The organism is Peribacillus frigoritolerans, from assembly GCF_040250305.1.
Classification (GTDB): Bacteria; Bacillota; Bacilli; order Bacillales; family DSM-1321; genus Peribacillus.
On sequence record NZ_CP158190.1, the window covers coordinates 4,995,940 to 5,019,277 of the forward strand.

At 41.6% G+C, this 23,338-nt stretch carries 22 protein-coding genes; 7 read left to right on the top strand and 15 right to left on the bottom strand.

The annotated features are described in order from the left end of the window. Positions 1 to 44 precede the first annotated feature (44 nt). Positions 45 to 1,037, top strand: coding sequence for an NADPH:quinone oxidoreductase family protein (locus tag ABOA58_RS24735; RefSeq protein WP_350300403.1), 993 nt, complete (start codon positions 45 to 47; stop codon positions 1,035 to 1,037). Between the two features lie 37 nt (positions 1,038 to 1,074). Here the strand turns inward: ABOA58_RS24735 and ABOA58_RS24740 are convergent, their stop codons facing one another. The 3 genes from ABOA58_RS24740 to ABOA58_RS24750 all read right to left on the bottom strand — a co-directional run bounded on the left by ABOA58_RS24740 (position 1,075) and on the right by ABOA58_RS24750 (position 3,772). Then, positions 1,075 to 2,541 (bottom strand): PAS domain-containing sensor histidine kinase, encoded by a 1,467-nt coding sequence (locus tag ABOA58_RS24740; RefSeq protein WP_350300404.1) that lies wholly within the window; start codon positions 2,539 to 2,541, stop codon positions 1,075 to 1,077. Positions 2,542 to 2,688: 147 nt separating this feature from the next. After that, positions 2,689 to 3,117 (bottom strand): cell wall hydrolase, encoded by a 429-nt coding sequence (locus ABOA58_RS24745; RefSeq protein ID WP_350300405.1) that lies wholly within the window; start codon positions 3,115 to 3,117, stop codon positions 2,689 to 2,691. Between the two features lie 385 nt (positions 3,118 to 3,502). Next, positions 3,503 to 3,772: a DUF1292 domain-containing protein gene (locus ABOA58_RS24750; RefSeq protein ID WP_137020263.1), complete on the bottom strand. Its 270-nt coding sequence runs from the start codon at positions 3,770 to 3,772 to the stop codon at positions 3,503 to 3,505. 303 nt (positions 3,773 to 4,075) lie between these two features. Between ABOA58_RS24750 and ABOA58_RS24755 the strand changes: the two genes are divergently transcribed. Together ABOA58_RS24755 and ABOA58_RS24760 are read left to right on the top strand one after the other, a co-directional pair. Then, complete coding sequence (locus ABOA58_RS24755; RefSeq protein ID WP_434547753.1) at positions 4,076 to 4,480, top strand: VOC family protein; 405 nt, start codon at positions 4,076 to 4,078, stop codon at positions 4,478 to 4,480. A 174-nt stretch (positions 4,481 to 4,654) separates the two neighbouring features. After that, positions 4,655 to 6,298, top strand: coding sequence for an alkaline phosphatase (locus tag ABOA58_RS24760; RefSeq protein WP_350302966.1), 1,644 nt, complete (start codon positions 4,655 to 4,657; stop codon positions 6,296 to 6,298). Between the two features lie 789 nt (positions 6,299 to 7,087). On the opposite strand, the gene rpsN is transcribed toward ABOA58_RS24760, so the two are convergent. The 10 genes from rpsN to purT form a co-directional block, all read right to left on the bottom strand. Further along, entirely contained in the window at positions 7,088 to 7,357 is a 270-nt protein-coding gene (gene rpsN / locus ABOA58_RS24765) for a 30S ribosomal protein S14 (protein ID WP_350300407.1), read from the bottom strand. A 39-nt stretch (positions 7,358 to 7,396) separates the two neighbouring features. Continuing rightward, on the bottom strand, positions 7,397 to 8,566 hold the full coding sequence (locus tag ABOA58_RS24770; RefSeq protein ID WP_350300408.1) for a SidA/IucD/PvdA family monooxygenase: 1,170 nt from the start codon (positions 8,564 to 8,566) through the stop codon (positions 7,397 to 7,399). A 66-nt stretch (positions 8,567 to 8,632) separates the two neighbouring features. Beyond that, positions 8,633 to 8,782, bottom strand: a complete 150-nt coding sequence (gene rpmG, locus ABOA58_RS24775; protein WP_034310390.1) for a 50S ribosomal protein L33 — start codon at positions 8,780 to 8,782, stop codon at positions 8,633 to 8,635. 22 nt (positions 8,783 to 8,804) lie between these two features. After that, on the bottom strand, positions 8,805 to 9,998 hold the full coding sequence (locus ABOA58_RS24780; RefSeq protein WP_350300409.1) for a GTP-binding protein: 1,194 nt from the start codon (positions 9,996 to 9,998) through the stop codon (positions 8,805 to 8,807). Between the two features lie 411 nt (positions 9,999 to 10,409). Further along, the gene (locus ABOA58_RS24785) at positions 10,410 to 10,580 is read right to left on the bottom strand and encodes a hypothetical protein (protein ID WP_156500230.1); all 171 of its coding nucleotides are present in this window, start codon (positions 10,578 to 10,580) and stop codon (positions 10,410 to 10,412) included. A 154-nt stretch (positions 10,581 to 10,734) separates the two neighbouring features. Continuing rightward, positions 10,735 to 11,115: a nucleotide excision repair endonuclease gene (locus ABOA58_RS24790; RefSeq protein WP_170971597.1), complete on the bottom strand. Its 381-nt coding sequence runs from the start codon at positions 11,113 to 11,115 to the stop codon at positions 10,735 to 10,737. Positions 11,116 to 11,311: 196 nt separating this feature from the next. After that, the gene (locus tag ABOA58_RS24795; RefSeq protein WP_072272311.1) at positions 11,312 to 11,464 is read right to left on the bottom strand and encodes a YpzG family protein; all 153 of its coding nucleotides are present in this window, start codon (positions 11,462 to 11,464) and stop codon (positions 11,312 to 11,314) included. A 103-nt stretch (positions 11,465 to 11,567) separates the two neighbouring features. Further along, positions 11,568 to 12,215, bottom strand: a complete 648-nt coding sequence (locus ABOA58_RS24800; protein ID WP_350300410.1) for a DUF4352 domain-containing protein — start codon at positions 12,213 to 12,215, stop codon at positions 11,568 to 11,570. Positions 12,216 to 12,235: 20 nt separating this feature from the next. Then, positions 12,236 to 13,603: an alkaline phosphatase gene (locus tag ABOA58_RS24805; RefSeq protein ID WP_350300411.1), complete on the bottom strand. Its 1,368-nt coding sequence runs from the start codon at positions 13,601 to 13,603 to the stop codon at positions 12,236 to 12,238. Between the two features lie 689 nt (positions 13,604 to 14,292). Beyond that, on the bottom strand, positions 14,293 to 15,453 hold the full coding sequence (gene purT / locus ABOA58_RS24810; protein ID WP_350300412.1) for a phosphoribosylglycinamide formyltransferase 2: 1,161 nt from the start codon (positions 15,451 to 15,453) through the stop codon (positions 14,293 to 14,295). Between the two features lie 275 nt (positions 15,454 to 15,728). Here purT and ABOA58_RS24815 point away from each other — a divergent pair, with 275 nt between their 5' ends. Continuing rightward, a complete protein-coding gene (locus tag ABOA58_RS24815) occupies positions 15,729 to 16,055 on the top strand; it encodes a hypothetical protein (RefSeq protein ID WP_350300413.1) in 327 nt (108 codons plus the stop codon). 440 nt (positions 16,056 to 16,495) lie between these two features. Here the strand turns inward: ABOA58_RS24815 and ABOA58_RS24820 are convergent, their stop codons facing one another. Together ABOA58_RS24820 and katA are read right to left on the bottom strand one after the other, a co-directional pair. Further along, positions 16,496 to 17,689, bottom strand: coding sequence for a M14 family metallopeptidase (locus tag ABOA58_RS24820; protein WP_350300414.1), 1,194 nt, complete (start codon positions 17,687 to 17,689; stop codon positions 16,496 to 16,498). A gap of 514 nt (positions 17,690 to 18,203) precedes the next feature. Further along, the gene (gene katA / locus ABOA58_RS24825) at positions 18,204 to 19,658 is read right to left on the bottom strand and encodes a catalase KatA (RefSeq protein ID WP_350300415.1); all 1,455 of its coding nucleotides are present in this window, start codon (positions 19,656 to 19,658) and stop codon (positions 18,204 to 18,206) included. Positions 19,659 to 20,275: 617 nt separating this feature from the next. Here katA and ABOA58_RS24830 point away from each other — a divergent pair. The 3 genes from ABOA58_RS24830 to ABOA58_RS24840 all read left to right on the top strand — a co-directional run bounded on the left by ABOA58_RS24830 (position 20,276) and on the right by ABOA58_RS24840 (position 23,316). Continuing rightward, a complete protein-coding gene (locus ABOA58_RS24830; RefSeq protein ID WP_350300416.1) occupies positions 20,276 to 21,166 on the top strand; it encodes a TetR/AcrR family transcriptional regulator in 891 nt (296 codons plus the stop codon). 447 nt (positions 21,167 to 21,613) lie between these two features. Further along, entirely contained in the window at positions 21,614 to 21,961 is a 348-nt protein-coding gene (locus ABOA58_RS24835) for a phage holin family protein (RefSeq protein ID WP_048685276.1), read from the top strand. Positions 21,962 to 22,161: 200 nt separating this feature from the next. Next, positions 22,162 to 23,316, top strand: coding sequence for an endonuclease (locus ABOA58_RS24840; protein ID WP_350300417.1), 1,155 nt, complete (start codon positions 22,162 to 22,164; stop codon positions 23,314 to 23,316). The last annotated feature ends 22 nt before the right edge of the window (positions 23,317 to 23,338 follow it).

Here is a 23,338-nt window from a genome sequence, read left to right on the forward strand (position 1 = left end):
CTTTTATAATGGGGTAGATTCATTATTATAAGGGGGAACGAACCATGATACAGCAATTTGATGCATTAGTCGTGAACAAGCAAGATGATCAATTCACCGTTAACATTCAGCAGCTTTCACTTGATGATCTACCTCAAGGCGAAGTGCTCATCCGTGTTCATTATTCTGGTGTGAATTATAAAGATAGCCTTGCAGCCATTCCGAATGGTAACATCGTCAGCAGCTATCCGATCGTTCCGGGCATTGATTTGGCTGGTGTTGTCGTTTCATCTGAGGATTCTCGCTTTAAAGAAGGAGACGAAGTCATTGCGACCTCCTACGGGATTGGCGTTTCCCAATCAGGAGGCTATAGTCAGTTTGCCCGTGTTCCTGCAGAGTGGATCGTCCCGCTACCTGATGGCCTTACAATGAAAGAGGCGATGATCATCGGAACGGCCGGTTTCACTGCAGCACTATCGGTTCTGCGATTGGAAGAAAATAACCTCACCCCTGAGCAAGGGAGCGTTCTCGTCACTGGTGCAACTGGCGGGGTCGGCAGTTTCGCTGTCTCGATCCTTTCCAAACTTGGCTATTCCGTTGAGGCGAGTACAGGAAAAGAATCGGAACATGGATATTTGAAGAAAATCGGTGCGGCGACCATTGTATCGCGAGAAGATGTATATGATGGCAAGCTGCGGGCACTGGGCAAGCAGAAGTGGAGCGGGGCGGTAGATCCCGTCGGCGGTGAACCGTTAGCATCGGTCCTTAGCCAAATCAAGTATGGCGGGGCTGTGGCGGTCAGTGGATTGACAGCTGGTACAAGCCTTCCTGCCACCGTCTTTCCTTTCATCCTAAGAGGGGTTAATCTACTTGGGATCGATTCGGTCAATTGCCCGATGGATACAAGATTGAAAGTTTGGCATCGGCTTGCCACCGACTTTAAACTAGTGCATTTGGAACAGCTCGTTCAACAGGAAATTACACTTGAAGAATTGCCTGACGTCCTTCCTACCCTATTAAAAGGGGAAGCAAGAGGCAGAACGATCGTTAAACTATAAACCAAAAAGTGACGAGAGCATGGCTTCTCGTCACTTTTCATTGTGAACTTTCATTGATAGGGAGACTGATATCTACAATCGTCCCTTCTCCCACTTCGCTGCTGAAATGAATTTCCCCATTATGCTCATGGATGATTTTAGTGCTGACCATGAGCCCAAACCCTGTTCCTTTTTCAGATGTGCTATAAAAAGGCTGGCCTAGATGCTTCATACGCTCATTTGTGATTCCGCAGCCTTGATCAATGAACCGGATCACTGCAGAGTCACCTTCATGGTTTAACTGTATATGAAGTTTGCCGCCATTGGGCATGGCTTCTATAGCATTATTGACGACATTCGTGAATACTTGTTTTAACTGATTCGGTTCGCCAAAGACAGATGCCGAATCCGTATTATATTCCTTGATGATTTCGACATCATTCAATATCGCTTGAAACTCAGCTAACGTAATCACACTATCCAAAATATCGTTAAGCTGAATGAATTCACAAACCTTCGCTTCAGGCTCTGCCAAACTTAAAAACTCATTGGCCAGGTTTTCGATTTTTTCTACTTCACTGACCATCATTTCAAGATAGTCCTTTTGCTCAGGGTCTTCCCTTAATAATTGTAAAAATCCTTTGACCGTAGTTAATGGATTTCTTATTTCATGAGCGATGCCCGCAGCCATCTGTCCTACCGCCGATAACATATTGGATTTACAGAGCAGCTCTTCGGTCTTTTTACGCTCCGTAATATCCCTGCAAAATACCTGTATGGCCGGTTGACCTTTATATATAATCGGAAGACCGAGTGTTTCTCCATAAAATACTTGTCCGTCAAGTCGAATGAACTTTTGTTCCAGTAAACCAACCGCCTGATGATCGTCCCTCATGATCTCGATTCTTTTTTGTACACTTTCCCGGGACTCCAGGTGAACGAACTGAAAAACCGATTTACCGATAATATCTTCCACACTATCCATCCCAAGCATTTTTGCCCCCATGGGATTCATATACTCTATTATCCCATTGCGATGTACAAAAATCGCTTCAGGTGACACCTCAACTAAACTGCGATACCTTTGCTCACTTTCCTTCAAGGCAGCTTCAGCAAGTTTTTGATTCGTGATGTCCCGATAAACGAAAACGAGTGCACACGGCTCATTTTCATCATTACGGATATTGAACAGGGAAATGCTTACATCGATTAACTGGCCATCCTTCCTTAACCTGACCGTTTCAAAGCCTTTCCTTTGTACCCCTGCCTTAATCTGGTCATGCAATTCATTGACTGACTCCTTCAAGAAATCAGGAATAATTGGAAACGGCATGCCTATGAGCTCATCATTCGTCCAACCGAAAAACTCTTCAAAAGCTGCATTCACTTGAAGGGTCTTTCCTTCCAGATCAACAATGGAAATGGCGTCCGGGTTGTTCTCCATGAAAGACTTAAATTTCTCGGTATTATCCTCCGGCTGTTCCCCCATTTGCCCTTGTCCATAATTAATAAGCCTTTTACTCATCAATTTTTTTATTCCTTTCTTATCCGGAAATTTACAGTCTCAATTTTACAGTATCAGTAAATCATTTGCCAGTTTTATCATATGATTTTTCCAAGTTAAGGATTGATGCACAAAGAGGCCAAACCCCCATAAGGTTCAGCCTCTTTCTTAAAATGTATTATAAATATTTGGACATTCTGTACCTGTTGGTTCATAAAAGCAATGAAGCTTGAAACGTCCAACCAGGGGCTGATTATACCAGGTTGCCGGACAATCTCCCGGTGGCCTGAAGTACCATAGGCTAAATTTCGAGGGCCATATCCTTTCACCATTTACACTGCGGCGTGCAAGTCTTTTTTCCCTGTCCCTTGCCCGCTGATAAAAATACCCCTTCTGTACAGCTTCAAAGGCATGCTCCTGATAAATCATGTCTGGAATCGTCCTCAGCCCTTTGAAATCGAAACAATTCGACCTAATCCGATTGATCCCTACATTACCGATCATCAACATGCCCTGATCACCTTCGCCCTCGCCTTCCGCCCTAAGCAATCTTGCCAATAAGGCTATATCGGCATCAGTGTGCTTTACAACGGCCATTCCATCACCTCCACTTTTTTTTATCCTATGCCTCAGGGATGGAAAAATACTCCGTTTATTAACAAAATCTTCATATGGAATACACGTCCTATCAATAATACAACCCTATACTTAAGTAAGGCTGGATAGCACGCGTGGCTATCATGGTATTTGGCGAAGGCGGGGCCAATACTTTCTTTATACATATAAAAAAGGCGGCACATATTGTGCCTCTCGGACTGTAGACAAACTTGATGAAAGTCGAGTTTATCTACAGTTTTTTAAGGGTTTGTACAATTTGCCTTCAGGCATTCGCTTAACTCAAAAAGGTTTCGGAATGGTGTCATTCCGAAACCTTTTTGTCTGCAAACTGAGGCCTCACACAATGTGCCGTCTTTTTAACTTGTCATTCTTTCGCTTCAAATGCCGCTTCAAACGCCAATGATACCTTTTCGAACTCTTCATCCGATTCGATATCGAGCAGTTCACCTTCGCCTTCGACCCTGAAAAAGAAAATATCGATATCTTCATCTGTATCCTCTTCAATATCTTCAAGCAAACCTACTGCAACATATTCCGTTCCTTCTACATCCAATGAACCTAAAACCTCAACTTCATGGCCTTCATCACTGTCATCAGTAAGGGTGAAAATTTCACCTTCACGAATTTTTCCCATACTACCTCTCCTCTCATATCCATTAATAATGGAGTTGTTTCCATAGTATATCTACTATTCCATTTAGAAACAAATTTTTGCCCTGGAAAATGTTAAATTTCATTCTTACATTATAAGAATCAATCAATAGATATTATGGAAGAAAAGTATTATCCCGAAAGCCATTCGTCATTTTTCATTATTTACCAATACTTTCCCTTTATTAACATCATTTAAAAAATTATCTAAAAACGGTTATAAAAATGTAATTTAATTCCGAATAATCTTATATATACTAATATTAGCAAATTGGATCTGGACTTAATGAAGGAGGAAGATTTCTTGGCTGTGAAGAGGGTCGATCACGTTGGCGTTGTTGTAAAAGATCTTGAAAAATCCATCGCCTTTTATCAAGATGTGCTGGATTTAAAATTAAAAGCACGCATGACTCATACTAATGGGGTAATCGAACTGGCATTCCTGGGTTACGAAGAGTCGGACGAAACAGAAATAGAATTGATTCAGGGATATAGCGACACACTGCCATCCGAAGCAACGATCCACCATTTTGCCATTACCGTGGATGATATCGAAGAAGAATATGCCCGGATCAAAAGCTTGGATAACACCGAGCTGATTGATGAAGAGATCGTCACCCTTCCAAATGGTTATCGCTATTTCTACGTATATGGACCGGAAAAAGAGTGGATTGAATTTTTCCAAAGGTAAAAAGCATACTAAAAAAGCAGAGTCTTAAAGACTTCTGCTTTTTTAACGCTTCTTCAACATTTTAGCAAAATTTACAGATAAAAAACCTTTCTTTACTTAACTGAAGTAATTTCTTAATATACTGCATTTATCCTAAAAGTAATAATATTTTTGGAGGTATGCATTTTGGGGAAAATGAGCAAAAAGGTAGCAGGAATTACGTTAGCGGGAGCTGTAGCCATTTCATCACTGGGTATTTCAACAATGAAGGAAGATGTTCAGGCAAAAAACAAGAAAAAAGAACCAACAAACGTCATCATGATGGTGATGGATGGGACAAGCACAGGAGCCACAACCCTTTCAAGGTGGTATAAAGGCGGTAATCTAGCCATGGATGAAATGCTTTCAGGCGGTATGCGTACATATTCTGCTGAATCGGCCATTACAGACTCAGCTCCTGCAGCAACAGCCCTTGCGACAGGAAATAAATCCAATGATAAATTTGTCGGTGTCCTGCCAGCCATCGTTAATTCTCCAGGGCTGGATCCGGTTAATCCGAAAAATGCCCATAAACCAGTCGCTAACGTTTTGGAGGGTGCGAAACAAGCCGGAAAGGCTACTGGCATCATTTCTACATCTGAAATCCAGCATGCTACACCCGCAGGATTCTCCGCTCACGTGACACATCGAAGCAATTATGGTGATATTGCGGAACAGCAGGTTTATCAGGGGATTGACGTCGTTTTGGGAGGGGGCAAGGAATCCCTTTTACCAGGTAAAACAAAAAATGCAAGAATTGATGGAGAAAACCTTTTGGAAGTGCTCGATGAAGACAAATATGATTTTGTTGAAACCCGTGACGAGCTGTTAAACTCCAAATCGAATAAAATTTGGGGAAGCTTTGCACCAAGTGCCCTGGCATATGATTTAGATCGTAAAACAACAAAGCCAAGTGAACCCACTTTAGCTGAGATGACCAATAAAGCCCTTAAAACCTTGAAAAAAGATAAAGATGGCTTCTTCTTATTTGTCGAAGGAAGCAAGATTGACTGGGCTGCTCACGGAAACGACACGATTGGAATGATTAGTGATACTTTAGCTTTTGATGATGCCGTGAACGAAGCCCTTAAGTTTGCAAAAAATGACGGAAACACGATGGTCATTGCTGTAACGGACCACGGGAACAGCGGAATTACAATGGGTAACGTAAACACGAACTCCTCCTACCCGGAAACACCCGTATCAGCTTATATCGATCCATTAAAGAAAGCGAAGATGACTGTTGAAGGAGCTTTAAGTAAGTTAAAACCAGATCATTCCAATCTAAAAGAAGTTGCAGCACTGTATGGACTGGATGAACTGACTTCTGAAGAAACAGCAAAACTTACCTCTTCTAAAAACGTAGGTGCTGAAATGACAAAGCTGCTTGCTAACCGTGCCAACATTGGCTTTACAACTGGCGGTCATACTGGGGAAGACGTATTCCTGTATTCTTATGGCCCTTCAAAACCGACTGGATTAGTGGAGAATACAGACCTCGCTAAAAAAATGGCCGAATTCATGGGCTTTGATTTACAAAAATTATCGAACAAACTCTACATGAATGCTAAAGATTCCTTTGAGAAAAAAGGATATTCAACCCGTATTGATGTGACAGACCCGAATAACCCAATTTTCGTAGCGAAAAAGGGGCAGCAAAAAGTAGAGTTGCCTGCAAATAAGAATATCGTTATCAGCAAGACCCCTAAATCCACTAAACAAAAGAAAATTAATGCTATCACCGTTTACAACGGAAAAGACTTCTATATATCTGAACAAGCATTAAAGGCAGTCAAGTAAGCAACACATCTTTATAATGATGAAGGAGCCCTTGTTTTAACAAGGGCTCCTTCCGTCTATCAACTCTCATCCTCCCTTTTAAATTTCAGTTTGATAAAGATACAGCAGCTTATTTTAATAAAAATAAAAGTAAAGTTGTAAAATCATTACATCAATTAGAAAAGTGGAGATTGATGATGCAAGTGATTTAGCTCAATTAAAACTAAATTAAATTCTTTATTACGAGCAGGAGGAGTACCAAGTACATATTCACATGAAGAGATGAGAAAAAGAAGTAATTGAAAAATTAAAAGAAAACCTCAAAAAATTAGAACAAGAAATAAACCAAAATAAATATTCCTTTTCAAGTTTTGTACGTGAAATCTTATATAGTACACGTGATAAATGGAATTTAGAAATAGAAGAAGAAATTAAAAATAATTAAGCATCTAAAAAGGTCCTTATCTAAGATTAGATAAGAACCTTCAGACTGTAGACAAATTAATAAAAGTTCCAGTTGATTTCAGAAATCTGCTCACTTTCCGCGACTGTCTGCCAAGCCGCATCAAGCAAGCGCCTGCGGGGTCTCGGCTAGCCAGTTATTCGGCCGTTCACGCAGTTTTTCGACCTATCCCGTACTTTATTCAACCTACACTGCACTTTATTCGACCTACATTGCACCTTATTCGACCGTTCACGAATATTTTCGACCTACACCGCACTTTATTCGGTTCATGAATCTTTTCGGCCTTCTCCTCACTATTCGGACTCCAAACCCCTTTTTTTATGAATGATTTAGTACTCCCCGCTTCACCAGCTTGACTTTTTGACACCCGGCAGTTGCCCTTTATGAGCAAGTTCCCTAAAAACGATACGTGACATGTTGAATTTGCGCATATATCCACGGGGCCTTCCCGTTACTCCACAACGATTGTGAACCCTTGTCGGCGAAGAGTCACGAGGGAGTTTGGCCAATGCGGCATAATCCCCTTTCTCCTTCAATTCCTTTCTAAGTTTTGCATACTTTTCGACCATTGCCAGCTGTTTTTCAGCTTTAATCACCTTTGATTTTTTCGCCATTTATATTCTCCTTTTTTAAAAATCTTGATTTTATAAAATCTATAAACTATTCACAATTCGTTCCGCTGCCTGTCTTGCTCCCGATATATTCCTCGAAATCGGTCCCATTTCAAGTTCAGCCAATGCACCCGTGACATATAAACCAGGTCCCCACTGCAACGACTGCGATACAATCGGATAACCACATTCCGCGCAGCGTAAATCATGCGACCGGATGACTGGAGTCAGCCAATCCTTCCCTGGCATTGATGACTTAAAGCCGGTCGCTAAAAGGATCGTCCCTGTAAGTTGAATGACCTTTTCGTATTTATTCCTGAGACCAATATGCCCGTCCCTCCACACAGCGCTTATCACTTCTTCATCCATTACACGTAATAATCCCTGTTTAACCTGATTCATCAGCGCTTTATGTAAGTCAGGTGGTACGGAACCCTTATTACGTGCCTGAATAATGGTCTCGCGTCTTTTTTGATAGCTAGTTATAGCATGGAAAGGACGCTGTTTTTTCGGCCCCAACCAACCAGGATCACTGTCGAAATCATGAATCCTAAATGGATGCCGCTTTAGTAGCGTTACGTCATTGGGATAGATCTTACTCAGCTTCAAAGCGAGATGGACAGAAGATATGCCTCCCCCAATGATCGTGATTGGTCCTTTTAATTGTGTCAGCTCCGGAATATTTTCATCGAATATGTGGTAAATGGAACCCTCATGCTCTTGTTTTAATTGCTGTGCCCAATCAGGCCAATAAGGCTGTTCTCCAATACCAATTGAAATCACAAGCTTTTGTCCCACAAGCCGTCGCTTGTTTTGCAATTGGATTTCCCAGCCCTGTCCCGTTTTGCAGGCAGAGGTGACTTCCCCTTGCACCCATGCCTTCTTAATGGATAAATCATCAGCCAAGTGAACACAATGTTCATTGAAGGATTGTAGGGACGGCCGCTTATATTGGCCATAAAAGTTATTGTTCCAGTCTGCCTTTTCCACATATTTCTGCAGGCTGAAGGGATTCACATCCAGATGGTGTACGGATGGAGAACGTAAATAAGGCATTGAAATGATTTCCGTACAATGCTTCCATCTTGCCAATGGTTCTTCATTTCTATCAACAATCGCCAGCTGGTCCACTGTCGTTTTTCCTGACTTAAGTAAAAATGCCGCCATCGTCATACCTTGAATTCCTCCGCCAATAATGATCCATTCCAACATGAACTTCCCTCCTTTTATATCCATCCTCTTCAATAAAACAAAATCATTACGATTTAAACTTCATAATTACTTCGTTTCACGGTGAAGCGTGTGTTTCTTTAATCGTGGGCAGTACTTTTTCAATTCGATCCTGTCCGGATTATTCCGCTTGTTTTTCGTTGTGATATAATTGCGGTCCCCTGATTCTGTGCATGCTAACGTAATGTTTACTCTCATTTTTATTTCCTCCTAATGTTTTTTAATGAACGATTTCCGTAAAAGCAGGCAATCGATCTTCATATAAAGACCAATCCTGCTGTAACTCAATTTCCGTCAATAAGCATTGATCTAATTCATTTTCGATTTCCTGTTGATTCATTTGAATGCCAATCATCACCAGCTCCGTCATCCTGTCACCGTATACTGCATTCCACCGTTCCAATAATTCAGGTGCCTCCTTTAAAATTTGGCCCTGTTCTTCCTCAGGGTAAGCTGCAATCCATTTACCGGCTGCTTGTAAAGTTAATGACGGTCCCGCCTGCGAAAGCAAGCCTGCCGTATCATTTCTCGATGCCAGCCAAAGGAAGCCCTTTGCCCTCACCACTTGTACGGGCCAATTTTCTAACCATTCCATTAGCCTCTCGGGATGAAACGGTATTTCCCTTCTGTAAACGAAGGATGAAATCCCGTACTCCAGGGTCTCCGGGATATGCTCTTCATTCAATTCCTTTATCCAGCCCGCTCCTTGGCTTGCCTCTTCAAAATCAAATAAATGTGTATTCAATACATCCTTTAGCGGCACCTTGGAATGATTCGTTTCGATGATCCTCGCATCCGCATTCATTTTATGAAGAACCGCCTTTAATTCCTCAACGGCGTCAGCATCCATTAGATCGATTTTATTTAACAGGATGACATTGGCGAACTCTATCTGATCTATTAGTAGGTCGACCACTTCCCTGCCATCGGCAGCATCAGTTGCCTGCATCCTGTCAATAAGCGTTTCTCCGGAAGTGAAGTCTTGCCAAAAATTATACCCATCAACAACGGTAACCATCGTATCAAGCCGGCAATATTCCGATAAATCAATTCCCATGCTTTCATCAACATAGGAGAAGGTTTGGGCTACAGGTACCGGTTCGCTTATCCCAGTCGATTCAATTACGATGTAATCAATGTCCCCTTGTTTCGCCAATTTCTCCACTTCAATCATCAAATCCTCACGAAGCGTACAGCAAATGCAGCCATTCTGCATTTCCACCAGTTTTTCATCCGTCCGGGTAAACCCTCCCTGTTTGACCAGCGAAGCATCAATATTGATCTCACTCATATCATTAACAATGACGGCAACCTTCAGCTCATCCCGATTTTCAAGAATATGATTCAAGAGCGTCGTCTTTCCCGCACCAAGGTATCCACTCAATACCGTAACCGGAATTTTCTTCATCTCCATCCCTTACCACTCCTTTACCTGATTTCTTTACTGTGCGTAAATCAAAATCATTACGATTTAAATACTAAAACCATCTCCCACGCGAAAACACTCTTTAATAATAAAACGTAATCATTACTATTTGCAAGTTTTTTTCAAAATTGCCTCCGAATACTTCTCCTGAACCAATGTAATCACGATTGCTCCGACACACGGATAAATGAAAGGTGCCGTCATACAATTTAAAACAAAAAAATTAAATGGAAGCCCAATCACACATTACAACATGTGTATGGAACCTCCATTGCAGGTTTATCATTTAATGTACTTCCATATTGACAAGCAGCTGATCATTAACACAACGCTTCATTATCCAATACATTTTTCTTTTTCTTTGTTGCAAATCGAGAAAAAACTTATTGGGTACTGAGCTTATTCCGCCATTTCCCACCCTGAAGATGTTACTGTCTTTTGTTCAAAAGTTTCAATTTCTCTCTGTTTCGCCAGTTTAGAAGCTTGTGACATGGACCACGTTAAATTCCCAAAGGCAATCACTGTCCCGATCGAGATAACTAACACCTTTTTACAAAGTATTTTCTTCAATAGCTTCCTCCTGAGAATGTATTGGAATACTCTAAATATAAACCAACATTGTTAACCTAACATGTAGCTGCTGTAAATGTACGAAATTATTTTTGTACATATGTAAACACAAAAAAGCTGAGTGCATACGCAGTCAGCTTTTCATAGGTGTTTCTTATTTATAAAATACTTTGTCGACGTTGTATTTAGCATGAAGTTTATTGATCATGTACGTTTCATAGATTTCACGTTCCATAGCGTCTTCGACTATAAGAATGTCAATTTTCTTGACTTCATTACGATGATCTTTAATCGGAGAAACATTATCCTCGAAATGCTTCTTGACCCTTGGTCTTAATTTACGAGCTTTACCGACAAAAATCAGCTCATCGTTTTCATTGTAAAACAAGATGATGCCGCCTTTATCACGGGGAATCAAATGAAAATCGATAAACCCGTAAATTTCAGGAATGACAGGCTCGTCTCCTTCAATAACTTGCTTTCTTTGTTTGATGCTTATATCCGCTGCAGGGATTTCAATTTTAATCATTACAATTCACGTCCTCTATTTGTATAAGGTGAAACTTTCAATCGGAATCATGGTTTCACGTCAAGCCAATCACTATAATCTTAAAGGTAAATGGTATCATAATTATGAATGAAAAGCCATGTATGCCTTGATTGGTTTAAGATGATTCTAAATATAAAGAAGAAGACTCGCTGGGAGCCTCCTTCTTTATCGGAAATATCCGTTACCACCTGTGAGCCTTTGCATTGCTTCTTAGTATAATGTTTGTTTGCGATTCTTGCGTATGGCCATTAACTTGAGATTTTGAACGCTTAGGTCTTGTCCAATTATGGTGAAACTTTTGAGAATGTGGATCTAATTGATCTTTATAGCTCATTCTGTGTCACCTCATCATTAGGATTTGGATATTCCGTTCAGTGATAGTAATCCCCATCACTTGTTCTAGTATTTTATTTTTCCAAGGCATTTATACATATCCTTTAAAAAGCGAATTCAGCTGACTTGCCTTTTGCAAGGACTTCCCCTTCTTCATCCACCGCATCACTTGTCATTAGGGATATGCCCTTTATGTTTCCATCATTTAGAATGAAACCAATGTTTCCGCTTTTTGAACCGTTTCCTTCTATTTCACCAGTAAGTTCTTCCAAGTAGATCTCATCTTCCCATGTCAGATGTTCTCCTCTGTCCGTTTCGAGGAAAGCAACTGGGGAAAACTTAATTTTTTTATCCGTATTGTTTTTGATTTCCACGTTCACTTTTACGATATCGAAATCTTCATCATGCGTATAGCCGTGGAAGAAATCAATCATGCTGTAATCCGGAGTGGCATGCATCACTTTCATTTCTTTGACTTTAACCTCGATCGGGCCAACATCCAGCGTTTCATTCACTTTTTTATAGGCCTTCAAAGTTAATTCGCCTTTGGCATCGGAAACGTTCTGTCCGATCTGGTTCAAGTTTATATCATCAGGAAGCTGCGGATTCGGAACATAGACATCCTTTTTTTCCAGTGGTCGTGCAATTTCCTCTGTTTTTTCTTTAGCTGTCGTTTCTTCTTCGTAAGCTGGTTGGGTATTAAGAGCACCAAATGCCGTTAATAACAGGGCACCAATCATCAGTCTGTTCATTGAATCCCTCCCTGAAGTCATTATTTCTTTAATAGCTCAAAAATGATTTTGGCTTGATCCGTGTTATCGACCTGCCCGGCAAAACGTTCTTTATATGGCCCGTATGCGTAGACTGGAACATCTTCACCCGTATGTCCCCCAGTAGTCCAGGCAGTATTGGTCCGGTTATCGAATATGGCTTCGATGGCATTATCGACATTCGTCACATTTTTTGATTTGGCAGCTTCAGTTACCGTTTTGATTTCACCGTCAGTTAGCTTCACAACATTTTGGTTAATATATTGCTTTAACGTCTTTTCGACATCAGCGCCTTTGACGATGGCATCCGCCATGAAGTCAGGAGTGCGTTTGGCTGCCTTGATTGGCTCGCCGTACCAGTTATATATTCCTTTTGCTCCGATCGAGAATCCTCCTGTAGAGTGATCCGCAGTAGCCACCACTAAAGTATGTTTGTCTTTCTTCGCAAATTCCATGGCCGCTTTGTATGCTTTTTCAAAGTCTTCCATTTCACTCATTGCACCTACGATATCATTATCATGTCCAGCCCAATCGACTTGGCTTCCCTCGACCATAAGGAAGAATCCATCTTTATCTTTATTCAAGCGCTGGATCGCCGAACTTGTCATGTCTGCCAAAGAAGGCGTTTCACTTGGGCGGTCAATCATTTTCGGGAGTCCTTCAGATGCGAATAAACCAAGGACCTGCTCATTTTTGTCCTTAAGCATTTGATTTTTATCAGTCACATAACTGTAACCGTCTTTTTCAAAGGCTTTCGCCAAATTGACATCAGGCCGGACAAAATTGGACTTTCCACCGCCCAATAGGACGTCAATTTTATGTTTGCCTTTGATTAATTCGTTATAATAATCGTCTGCGATTGAATTCATGTTTTTCCGATTTTCATCATGGGCGCCAAAAGATGCAGGTGTAGCATGAGTGATTTCCGAAGTGGCAACCAATCCCGTCGCTTTTCCTTTTTCCTTTGCTGCTTCCAATACGGTTTTGACTTCCGATTTATCATTATCCACTGCAATGGCAGCGTTATAAGTCTTCACTCCGGCAGACATTGCCGTTGCAGCTGAAGCTGAATCCGTTATATTTTGTGCAGAGTCTTCTGGGTAAGTCATCTGCTGGCCAACCAAGTATTTATCAAACTCTGTCCGTTCTGCCGCCTTCGTACCAGGATTATCTTTTAAATACCGGTAAGCGGAGGTATAGGAAACACCCATGCCGTCACCAATCAGGAAAATCACGTTCTTGATTTCCGGTTCTTTATTTGGGTTACCCTTTGCCGAAACACGATCCGCACCGGACCATGATAAACTTCCAAATGCCAATGCCGAAACGAGTGTAATGGGTAAAACCTTTTTACTCCATGTGCGATTCAAATGAATGACCTCCCGTTAATCTTTTCTATTTAATTTAACTATAGGTGAAGAAAATGAACTCAATGTCAAGGCTATGTAAAAAAGCGACAGGATAATTGTTAAGACAAAGTAAAGACAGCATGTGGAATTGGTTATTCAGGGAAATCATCAGTAGCTGGGGTATATTACAGGCCATTCAACGTCTTCAAATCGGGTGATTGTCAGGAGTTTAAAGTGCTATTAATGGAGTAAAGAAATAAAGCATCCGAATAAGGATGCTTCAGAGTCAGACTGCAGACAAATTCGATACCTACAGTTTTTTCTTTGAGGAACGTTACATTTTTTTCGGAAATCCGCTTTTTTTCGCCGACACTGTCAAGCCTCCTGTCGCAAGCATCTAGCTGAGTCTCGGCTAGCCAGTTATTCGGCAGGAAAATCATGAAGTATAAACTATTCTTAAACCGTTCGGGATGAGGCCAGCCTACGTTTTACTTTAAAAACCATTCCAGTTGGTTGGAATGGAAGGTACGAGACTCCTGCGGGAAAAACGTGTCCAAGGGAGACCCCACAGGCGCAAATGGCGCCGAGGAGGCTTCCGGACCGCACGCGGAAAGCGAGTACCTGGAGTGAAGATCATGTTCCATTTGATTTAAGAAATCCGCTCCCTTTGTCGAAAAACTGAAGCGCTCCATTCAAGAGCGCGTTTTTCACTATTCTTTCTCTACAACTAAACATTCCAAAGCACGGGCCGCATTCACTCTCGCCACCTCGATTGAATCGGCAGATGACAGGGCGACTGCCACCCTTCTGCCTGCCTTTGTAACAGGTTTTCCGAAAAGACGCACTTGTGTATTAGGTAAAGCCAAAGCCTTTTCAACACCAACTATAGAATATTCCGATAACTCTTCTTGAGCTTTTAATGGACGGCTGGCACCTGGGCTGATCAGCTTGATTTCTGGGATGGGGAATCCTAGAATCGCCCGAATATGAAGGGCAAACTCGGACAAATTCTGAGTCACTAATGTCACTAGCCCCGTATCATGCGGACGTGGGGAAACTTCACTGAAATAGACTTTATCCCCTGAGAGGAAAAGCTCAACCCCGAATAATCCGTACCCACCAAGTTCATCCGTAATGGCATGGGCAATTTTTTTCGCTTCCATTATTTGCGCGTCTGTCATATTATGCGGCTGCCAGGATTCAATATAATCCCCGCCCTGCTGAATATGGCCGATGGGAGCACAAAACATGGTACCATTTACAGCCCGGACAGTAAGCAGCGTGATTTCCGAATCAAAACGGATAAATTCTTCAATGATCACCCGTCCATTTTGAACCCGGCCGCCTTCCATCGCGATTTTCCAGCAATCCTCCAGGTCACCTTCCGTGCGGCACACACTTTGTCCTTTACCTGAAGAACTCATCAGCGGTTTGACGACATTAGGAAAGCCAACTTCCTTGGCAGCTTGAACAAATTCTTCATATGTATCGGCGAATTTGTAGGCTGCGGTCGGAATCTCCAGAGTTTCAGAAGCCAATCTCCTGATTCCTTCACGATCCATAGTCAATTTAGCCGCTCTTGCCGTCGGAATGACATGAAAGCCTTCCTCTTCCAACTTGACTAATTCGGATGTAGCGATGGCCTCGATTTCCGGCACAATCAAATCGGGTTGTTCTTTTTCTACAACTCCCCTTAGTTGTTCCGCATCCAGCATATCGATCACATAACTGCGATGAGCGACTTGCATGGCAGGGGCATGTTCATAGCGGTCTACAGCAACGGTCTCGACACCAAGCCGCTGTGCTTCAAGTATGACCTCTTTCCCCAATTCACCTGAGCCCAATAATAAAATCTTTTTTGATTTATACATTCAGTCTCTCCTCCTTAATTCCTCAAAATCATTATATACGAACTATAAACGAATAAACATAAATATTTATTCGTATTTTCAATCAATTCACTCAGAAAATATAAAATAAACATACATATTTTAAGCATTATAAATACCAACTTGACAAATTGGATTAATATGTTTTATGCTACTTTTATATAAGGAAAATATATAAGCTGACTAGTTCACTGGAGGCTCTCTATTCAACAGGATAGGGGTTTTTTTCGTTTTTATCAATGAGGGAGGATTACACTATGCAAAAGGAATCGCTACGGATTATTTCCCCTATCATGAATGAGAAGCAAAATGGGGGCTTAGAAAATATAGAGTACCTTAATCTGCCGGACAGAATATTTTTCCATTGGTGCCAGCAGCAATATCGACTGAATAGAGGGATTTACAACACGATCGATCATTGGTTCTATGAGTATGGCATTGTCCATATCCTTTACCGCCGGATCAACCTTTTAGCCTTTTTGGAATTCGTTTCTACCCCTGAACAAGATACCGGAAAAACAAAGTTCATTAAATTCGGCAATGGTGGTCTAAAGCAAAAGTTGCAGGAATTCATTGCAGATTAACCTGAATCTTATAAGACCCTTATCAGTAATATGCCCGTTCTCCTCCTACTGGTAAGGGACACTTATGCGAATGTCGAAATTTGCAATACGATTACTTTTGAAAATGTAAGCGCTTTCTAATATAATGAAATTAGGTTGGATGGCATGCGTGGCCGTCAAAGTATCTGGCGTAGGTGGGGCCAATACTAGCGCTAAGGAAGTTAATCTTCTTTACCGCAAAACTATTAGAATTCCTTTTGGCAGGGGCTGCAATATTACTGGGACATGGAGAATGTCCGTTAATTTTAGGCTAAAAAGCGAGTTAATCATGCAATCGATAAGTAAAGCATAACTTTACTTATTTTTTGCAGCAGCCCTCATCGTTTCAAGTCTAATAGTTTATAAGACTAAAAAGCTCTACCCCATGGAAACGGAGTTGAGCTTTTTCATTTGTTCAAATTTCACATATATAACCCTGCCAAGAAAATCCCAAGCGACTTCTGATAAATCTCATCGAACTGTGATATTGGGAGGGGATTCGTTCCTTTGCCCAGCTCCACGGTAAATCCCGGCCTGCGCCAATCCTGAATGTACCAATCCTTATACCCTGCGTAACTATTGGCGGATTTGACAGGCTCATATCCACTGACCCTCGCAAACTCATTGACTATCGTTTCCGACTCGGGTGGTTCCAAATCTTCAAATCCCCAAAAAATGACCTCTCCTTGGGTGTGGAACGCAAGGACTTTGCCAAAATCACGTTTTTTTGTCAACTCTGACATTGCAATAGCCTCTGGCTGTGTAAGCGGCCCTTCCCCTGGATAATTCGCCGGACCTGGCTCCGTTACATTATTGCGGGCTTGTTCCAGTTCCCATTTGGCGGGAAATTGATCATTCAGATCCACCCCATTAATATTGGCTTTCCAGCCAGAGAAGTCTTCGCTGCCATTATTCCATTCGATGAGCCGTCCTCTCAATGACTCATCTGCAGGCGGTCCTTTCAGAACCAACTCCACTCCGTCCGGATTCACCATTGGGACGATCGACAGCATCGTCTGTTGATAAAAGGGAAACATAGCTAGACCGCGGATGTCAGCCTGATTCGTGACTGCGAGTAAATAATCATTTAAAAAGGTCATGATCACAGGCGTCGTTATCCACTCATTCGCATGAAAGGAACCATTATAGTGAACTCGTTTGTTGCCATTTCCAATCAGAACTTCGGGGATATCCCTTTCAAGCACCGAGTCCCCGATGGGGGAGGTTTTTATAAATGGATAGATTGTTTTCAAACGTCTAACATCGGTCATCATCGTCTCATAATCATATTCCCGATTTCCTTGAATTAGCCTCCACGTAATCCTCAATGGCACAGAAATTGTCTGACCGACTTGCAAGGCATTCGGGTTGAGATTGGGATTAACTAAAAATAGGGCATCCAATGAAAGATTACGTGACCTGGCAATTGCCCATAACGAATCACCTTGCTTGATGCTATAGCCGGTAGTCGTAAAGCCAGGAATTTTGATTTGTTGGCCAATCATAAGTGCAAGTGGGTCAATCCCACTATTGGAATCAATGATAAGTTGGTAATTCACCTTGAATAATTGGCTATAATACCACAAGGAATCATTCTGCCGCACAAAAACGTCCATACTGCACCTCCTCTTAACCAAATGTATGCTGACTCAATTTAATTATTGCCAACGCACCCTGACCTTTCTGGACTTTATGATTATAGAAAAGTCACTCCTCAAAACGAACCAAATTGGGGGCATCATCCAGAATGCTTAGGTATCGCTCAGTGCTTCCATACGTACCTTCTGGGTCTAATTCCCGATAACTTTTGAATTTCGCCATCCGCCCCTTCTTCTTGATCCAGTCCAGATGCTCCAAGGGAATGTCGGATAACTTGTTATGCAATTAAATTGGACTGCCTACTTTATCCCGATTCTTTTTACTAGTCATTAATTCCACCCTTTACCGATAATCCAAGCAACTGGCCCAACTAATCTGACAGCATGACTTCCTTACAAACCATTTATAACTATATATTCTTACCGAACTTGTCGGGTGTCATTCATATAATGGAGCCCTGCATAAATGCAAACAGGCATCCATTCATGAATGGATGCCTGTTTGCATTTACTAGATTGGTAGTCCCATATTTTACGCTTCTTGCGGTACAGGTAAACCTAAACCTTCGGCTATGCGCGTTCCGTATTCCGGATCAGCTTTGTAAAAATGGCCGATTTGACGAAGCTTGATTTCTTCCAATTCCACAGGATTCATTGCGCCCACGATCGTGTCAACAAGGCGAGTTTTCTCTTCGGCACTTAATAGACGGTATAAGTCACCTGCTTGGGTGTAGTGATCATCACTATTATGACCGACTTGTGCAGCTTGCCCAGTCACCTCGAAAGGAGTGACTTTATTTTCCGTTGATTCGGCAGGGCCTCCAAAACTATTCGGCTCATAATAAACAGATCCCTTGCCATTGTCATCTGCACGCATGAAACCATCACGCTGATAGTTATTCGCTTCCACTTTCGGACGGTTAACCGGAAGCTGGTTGTGATTCGAGCCCACACGGTAACGGTGTGCATCTCCATATGCGAATAGGCGTCCTTGAAGCATCTTGTCTGGGGAAGCTTCAATTCCCGGTACGAATGTTCCCGGTGAGAACGTGGCTTGCTCCACTTCAGCAAAGTAGTTTTCAGGATTTCTGTTCAATACCATACGACCAAGCTCGATCAGCGGATAATCTTTTTGAGACCATACCTTCGTCACATCGAATGGATCGAAACGGTATGTATCCGCATCTTCCAGAGGCATGATCTGAACATACAATTTCCATGCAGGGAAGTCCCCTTTTTCAATGGCATTGAAAAGATCTTCCGTATGGTAATCAGGGTTTTCACCTGCTAGTTTTGCAGCTAGATCCACATCAAGGTTTTTGATGCCCTGTTCTGTTTTGAAGTGGTATTTCACCCAAACGCCTTTTCCTTCAGCATTCACCCATTTAAATGTGTGGCTTCCGAAACCATGTGTATGACGGAGTGTAGCAGGAATGCCCCGGTCGGACATCAGGATCGTCACTTGGTGCAGAGATTCCGGTGAATGTGACCAGAAATCCCAAACTGCCGTAGGGTTTTTCAAATGTGTTCTAGGATCCCTTTTTTGTGTATGGATGAAGTCGGGGAATTTAATCGCATCGCGAATAAAGAATACAGGCGTATTATTACCGACGATATCGTAGTTTCCTTCTTCCGTGTAGAATTTAACAGCAAATCCACGCGGGTCACGGACTGTATCAGCAGAACCCAATTCACCTGCAACTGTGGAGAAACGGATAAAAAGATCTGTCTTCTTGCCCACACCATTGAAAAGTTTAGCTTTCGTGTACTGAGAAAGGTCGTTCGTTACTTCGAAAGTTCCGAATGCACCGGCACCCTTCGCATGAACTACACGTTCAGGCACACGTTCACGGTTGAAGTGGGCTAGTTTTTCCAATAAGTGTACATCTTGAATGAGCACCGGGCCGCGTTCGCCGGCAGTGATCGAGTTTTGATTATCTCCAACTGGTGCTCCCCAGCTTGTAGTAAGGTTTTTCTTATTTGTCATAATTGAACCACCTTTTCATTATTATTTATGTATATAATGATAAAGCTTCTCAGAAAAAAATCAATACTTATTTATAATAATTTTAATATAACAATCAATCCATTGTAATTTCAAATTAATATTACGCCTTTACCAACTCCTAACATATGGAAAAGTATAATGGTATACACCGTTGAAGGAACATCATGTTTCCATAATCACATTCCTAATAATGGTATACGACCCTTATATCCAATATTCCTTCACGACAAGTGATTTTATCATTTCTCCTACCAATGGGTTAGTAATCGAGAATGTCGCCGAATATTCATAGATACTTTGCGCTACTTCACCCATCTCCTTCTATTTATCTTATAACAAACCGAAGAGTTCTCCTGTGACTTTGTTCACTTCATCTGCCTTTATTTACATGGTGAATAGAAGGATGCATAGAAACTGAATTTTTCATTGCCTTTGTGAACCCTATCTTCAGCAGAACACTTCATGAATTGACTGAATCAAGAGGCCTTCAACCTTATTTTGCTAGAGCAATTGTAAACATACTGGTTTGTGTTCGTTTAAAAAATAAGATACTATTACGTTAAAATGACCGTCCAATAAGAGTAAGGGTGATATATATGAATGAGCGCAAACAATTGGTAGTTAAATATGCACACCAATTATTTATTGAAAAGGGATATCAAGCAACTTCCATTCAGGATATTTTAGATTATAGCGGCATTTCAAAAGGAACATTTTATAACTATTTTTCTTCTAAAAGCGAATTGCTTAAGGCAGTCTTCCTAACTTCGCAAGAAAAATTCGAAAAAGAGCGGAATGAATTGCTGATTGGGCAAAACCTTGCAGATATTGAGATATTCATCAAACAATCAGAATTACAAATGCACTCCAACAAAAACAATAAAATCTTTTTCTTATATGAAGAAGTAATGATTTCAAATGATACCGAACTTAAGAACTTCATCACACATGCTAAATTCCAGCATATCCATTGGCTATCAAAACGGTTTCTGGACATTTTCGGTGCTGATAAAAAACCCTATATTTTGGACTGTGCCATTCTTTACTCGGGAATGATGCATCAAACGATTCATTTTAATGCTTTGGCTAAAGAGCCCGATTTCAACCCTACTGAAATTATCCGTTATTGCGTCGATAGGATTAAATCGATTTTCGAAGATGTCAGCCAGTCAAATGCACAGCTTTTGGAACCCGACCTCATCAAGCAATGGCTGCCAGAGTGCTTCCATTCACAGCAGGATTTTCATACTGCACTCCTGCACTCTGCAAACGACCTAAAAAAGATGATCCTAAGGCTATGCCAAGATGATGAAGCAGAACGAGTTAAAAACCTAAAATTGATTCACTTTATCCAAGAGGAATTATTACAAAACGTTGAACCGCGAACCTTTCTCATTGAAAGTGCCCTGCTTTCCTTAAACACCAATCCAAAATTGAAAAACACATTGGAATTAACTGAATTCGAAAAAATCATTGCCCATAACTAATGAGAACCTAATGAATCCCATTTTCTAGACAAATGGGGTTTTTTCGGCGGAAAGGGAGCGGATTTCTGAAATCGACTGGACCTTTTTAAATGAAAAGACTGTAGCCGAACCGTATTTTTAAAACAAGACTTGCTTACCTTCCTGTTTTACTTTTATATTGGATGAAACCTATATTGGATTGAAGAAATTTGCGGCACTCCTGCCGAATAACTGGCTAGCCGAGACCCCACAGGCGCTTGCGCCGAGGAGGCTTGGCAGACAGTCGGCGGAAAGGGAGCGGATTACTGAAATCGACTGGACCTTTTAAGTAAAAAGCGTCTATTCCATTCTGGGGGAATACATATCGTATTCCTCTTTTTTTGTGACAATTCTGCAAACATATAACTGAAATTCATGAAATTTTAGTATAATGACTTGTAGTAAAGGTGACTTCAGGAGGAGTTTTTCATGAACATAATAATGCGTTTTCTTATCAACGGGCTGGTATTGCTCGTTATTGATTGGCTTCTCGACTCCATCACGATTAAATCTTACGGAACAGCCTTGCTGGCGGTTTTTATATTATCAATCATGAACTTGCTGGTTAGGCCCATTCTCCAGCTTATCACATTGCCGATCACCATCCTGACGTTCGGGTTGTTTTCTTTCATTATCAATGCCTTCACATTCCAAATCACTTCCTATGTTGTCAGTGGCTTTGTAATAGATTCTTTTTGGGGGGCTTTAATCGGATCATTGTTATTGAGTTTCATTCAAAGTCTTCTTATAAAACAGAGTAAAAAAAACCGTCAGTAGCATGCTGACGGTTTTTCGTGTCATTTCCATGACACCCTTCGATATTTCCCGGGCTATTTCCCTAAATTCCGCTAAGCTTCACTAGCTGTATTCTCTCATTTTTGACAAGGCAGAAGGAGAAAGCGACTCAAATCCATAACTTTACATATACATGCCGATTTCTCTCGAAATGGGTATGAATCGATTTATGGAGGAATGACATGTTCACAAAACATGAACCAAGATTCGCCCTGACCATTTTACTCGTGCTTGCTTTCTTTATTCCCACTTTTTTCACCCCATCATTAGCCGCGGCTGGAGATGGCAGCTTGTCATCTCCTTACTCCGTTTCCCAAGCCATTGCGAATCAAGACAGCACGGTTAAAACGGTCAGTGGCTATGTGACGGGACAGCCCACTTCAGCCAATACCGTCGTCACGAGCGGCTATGCGAATGATTATGCCATAGCATTGGCGGACAGCTCATCGGAAACAAACAATGCCAAAATGGTATATGTTCAGATTCCATCCTCCTTCCGCTCTGAATTTGGCTTAAAAACAAATCCTTCTTTAAAAGGAAAAAAAATCACCGTAACTGGCACACTGAGTGCATATTTCACCCATCCAGGCTTAAAAGATGTTTCTGCCATGTTTTCAGGGAATGATTCACCAGAACCGGAGACACCAGGTGTTGGCTCATACTATGATTCAGCCAGCGGAAAATCAGGGTTGGCGCTAAAAAATGCACTCCATCAAATCATTGATGACCATTCGGAAATATCGTATTCAAATGTATGGGACGCTTTACGGAAAACCGATGAGGACCCGAATAACACGAATAATGTCATTCTTCTTTATACAGGGCGTTCCCAAGGAAAAACGATGAACGGATCCGGCGTTAATGATTGGAATCGCGAGCATGTATGGGCAAAATCACATGGTGATTTTGGTACCACTTTAGGTCCCGGCACCGATCTGCACCATCTTCGGCCGACTGATGTCTCTGTCAACAGTACAAGAAACAACCTGGACTTTGATAATGGAGGTTCTGAACATTCCGAAGCGATAGGAAATTACTATGATTCGGATTCATGGGAACCTCGCGATAGTTTCAAAGGTGATGTCGCCCGGATGCTGTTTTATATGGCGGTTCGGTACGAGGGTGATGCAGGGGAAGTCGATTTAGAATTAAATAATCAAGTGAACAATGGTACCGCCCCATATCATGGTAAATTGACTGTTTTACTGGAATGGAATGAACAGGATCCTGTAGATGCCTTCGAGCGTAACCGGAATGAGATCATTTATAATGAATATCAGCATAATCGCAACCCTTTCATAGATCATCCTGAATGGGCCTCCGCCATCTGGCAATGATAATACGAACAAGCTGTTCCTT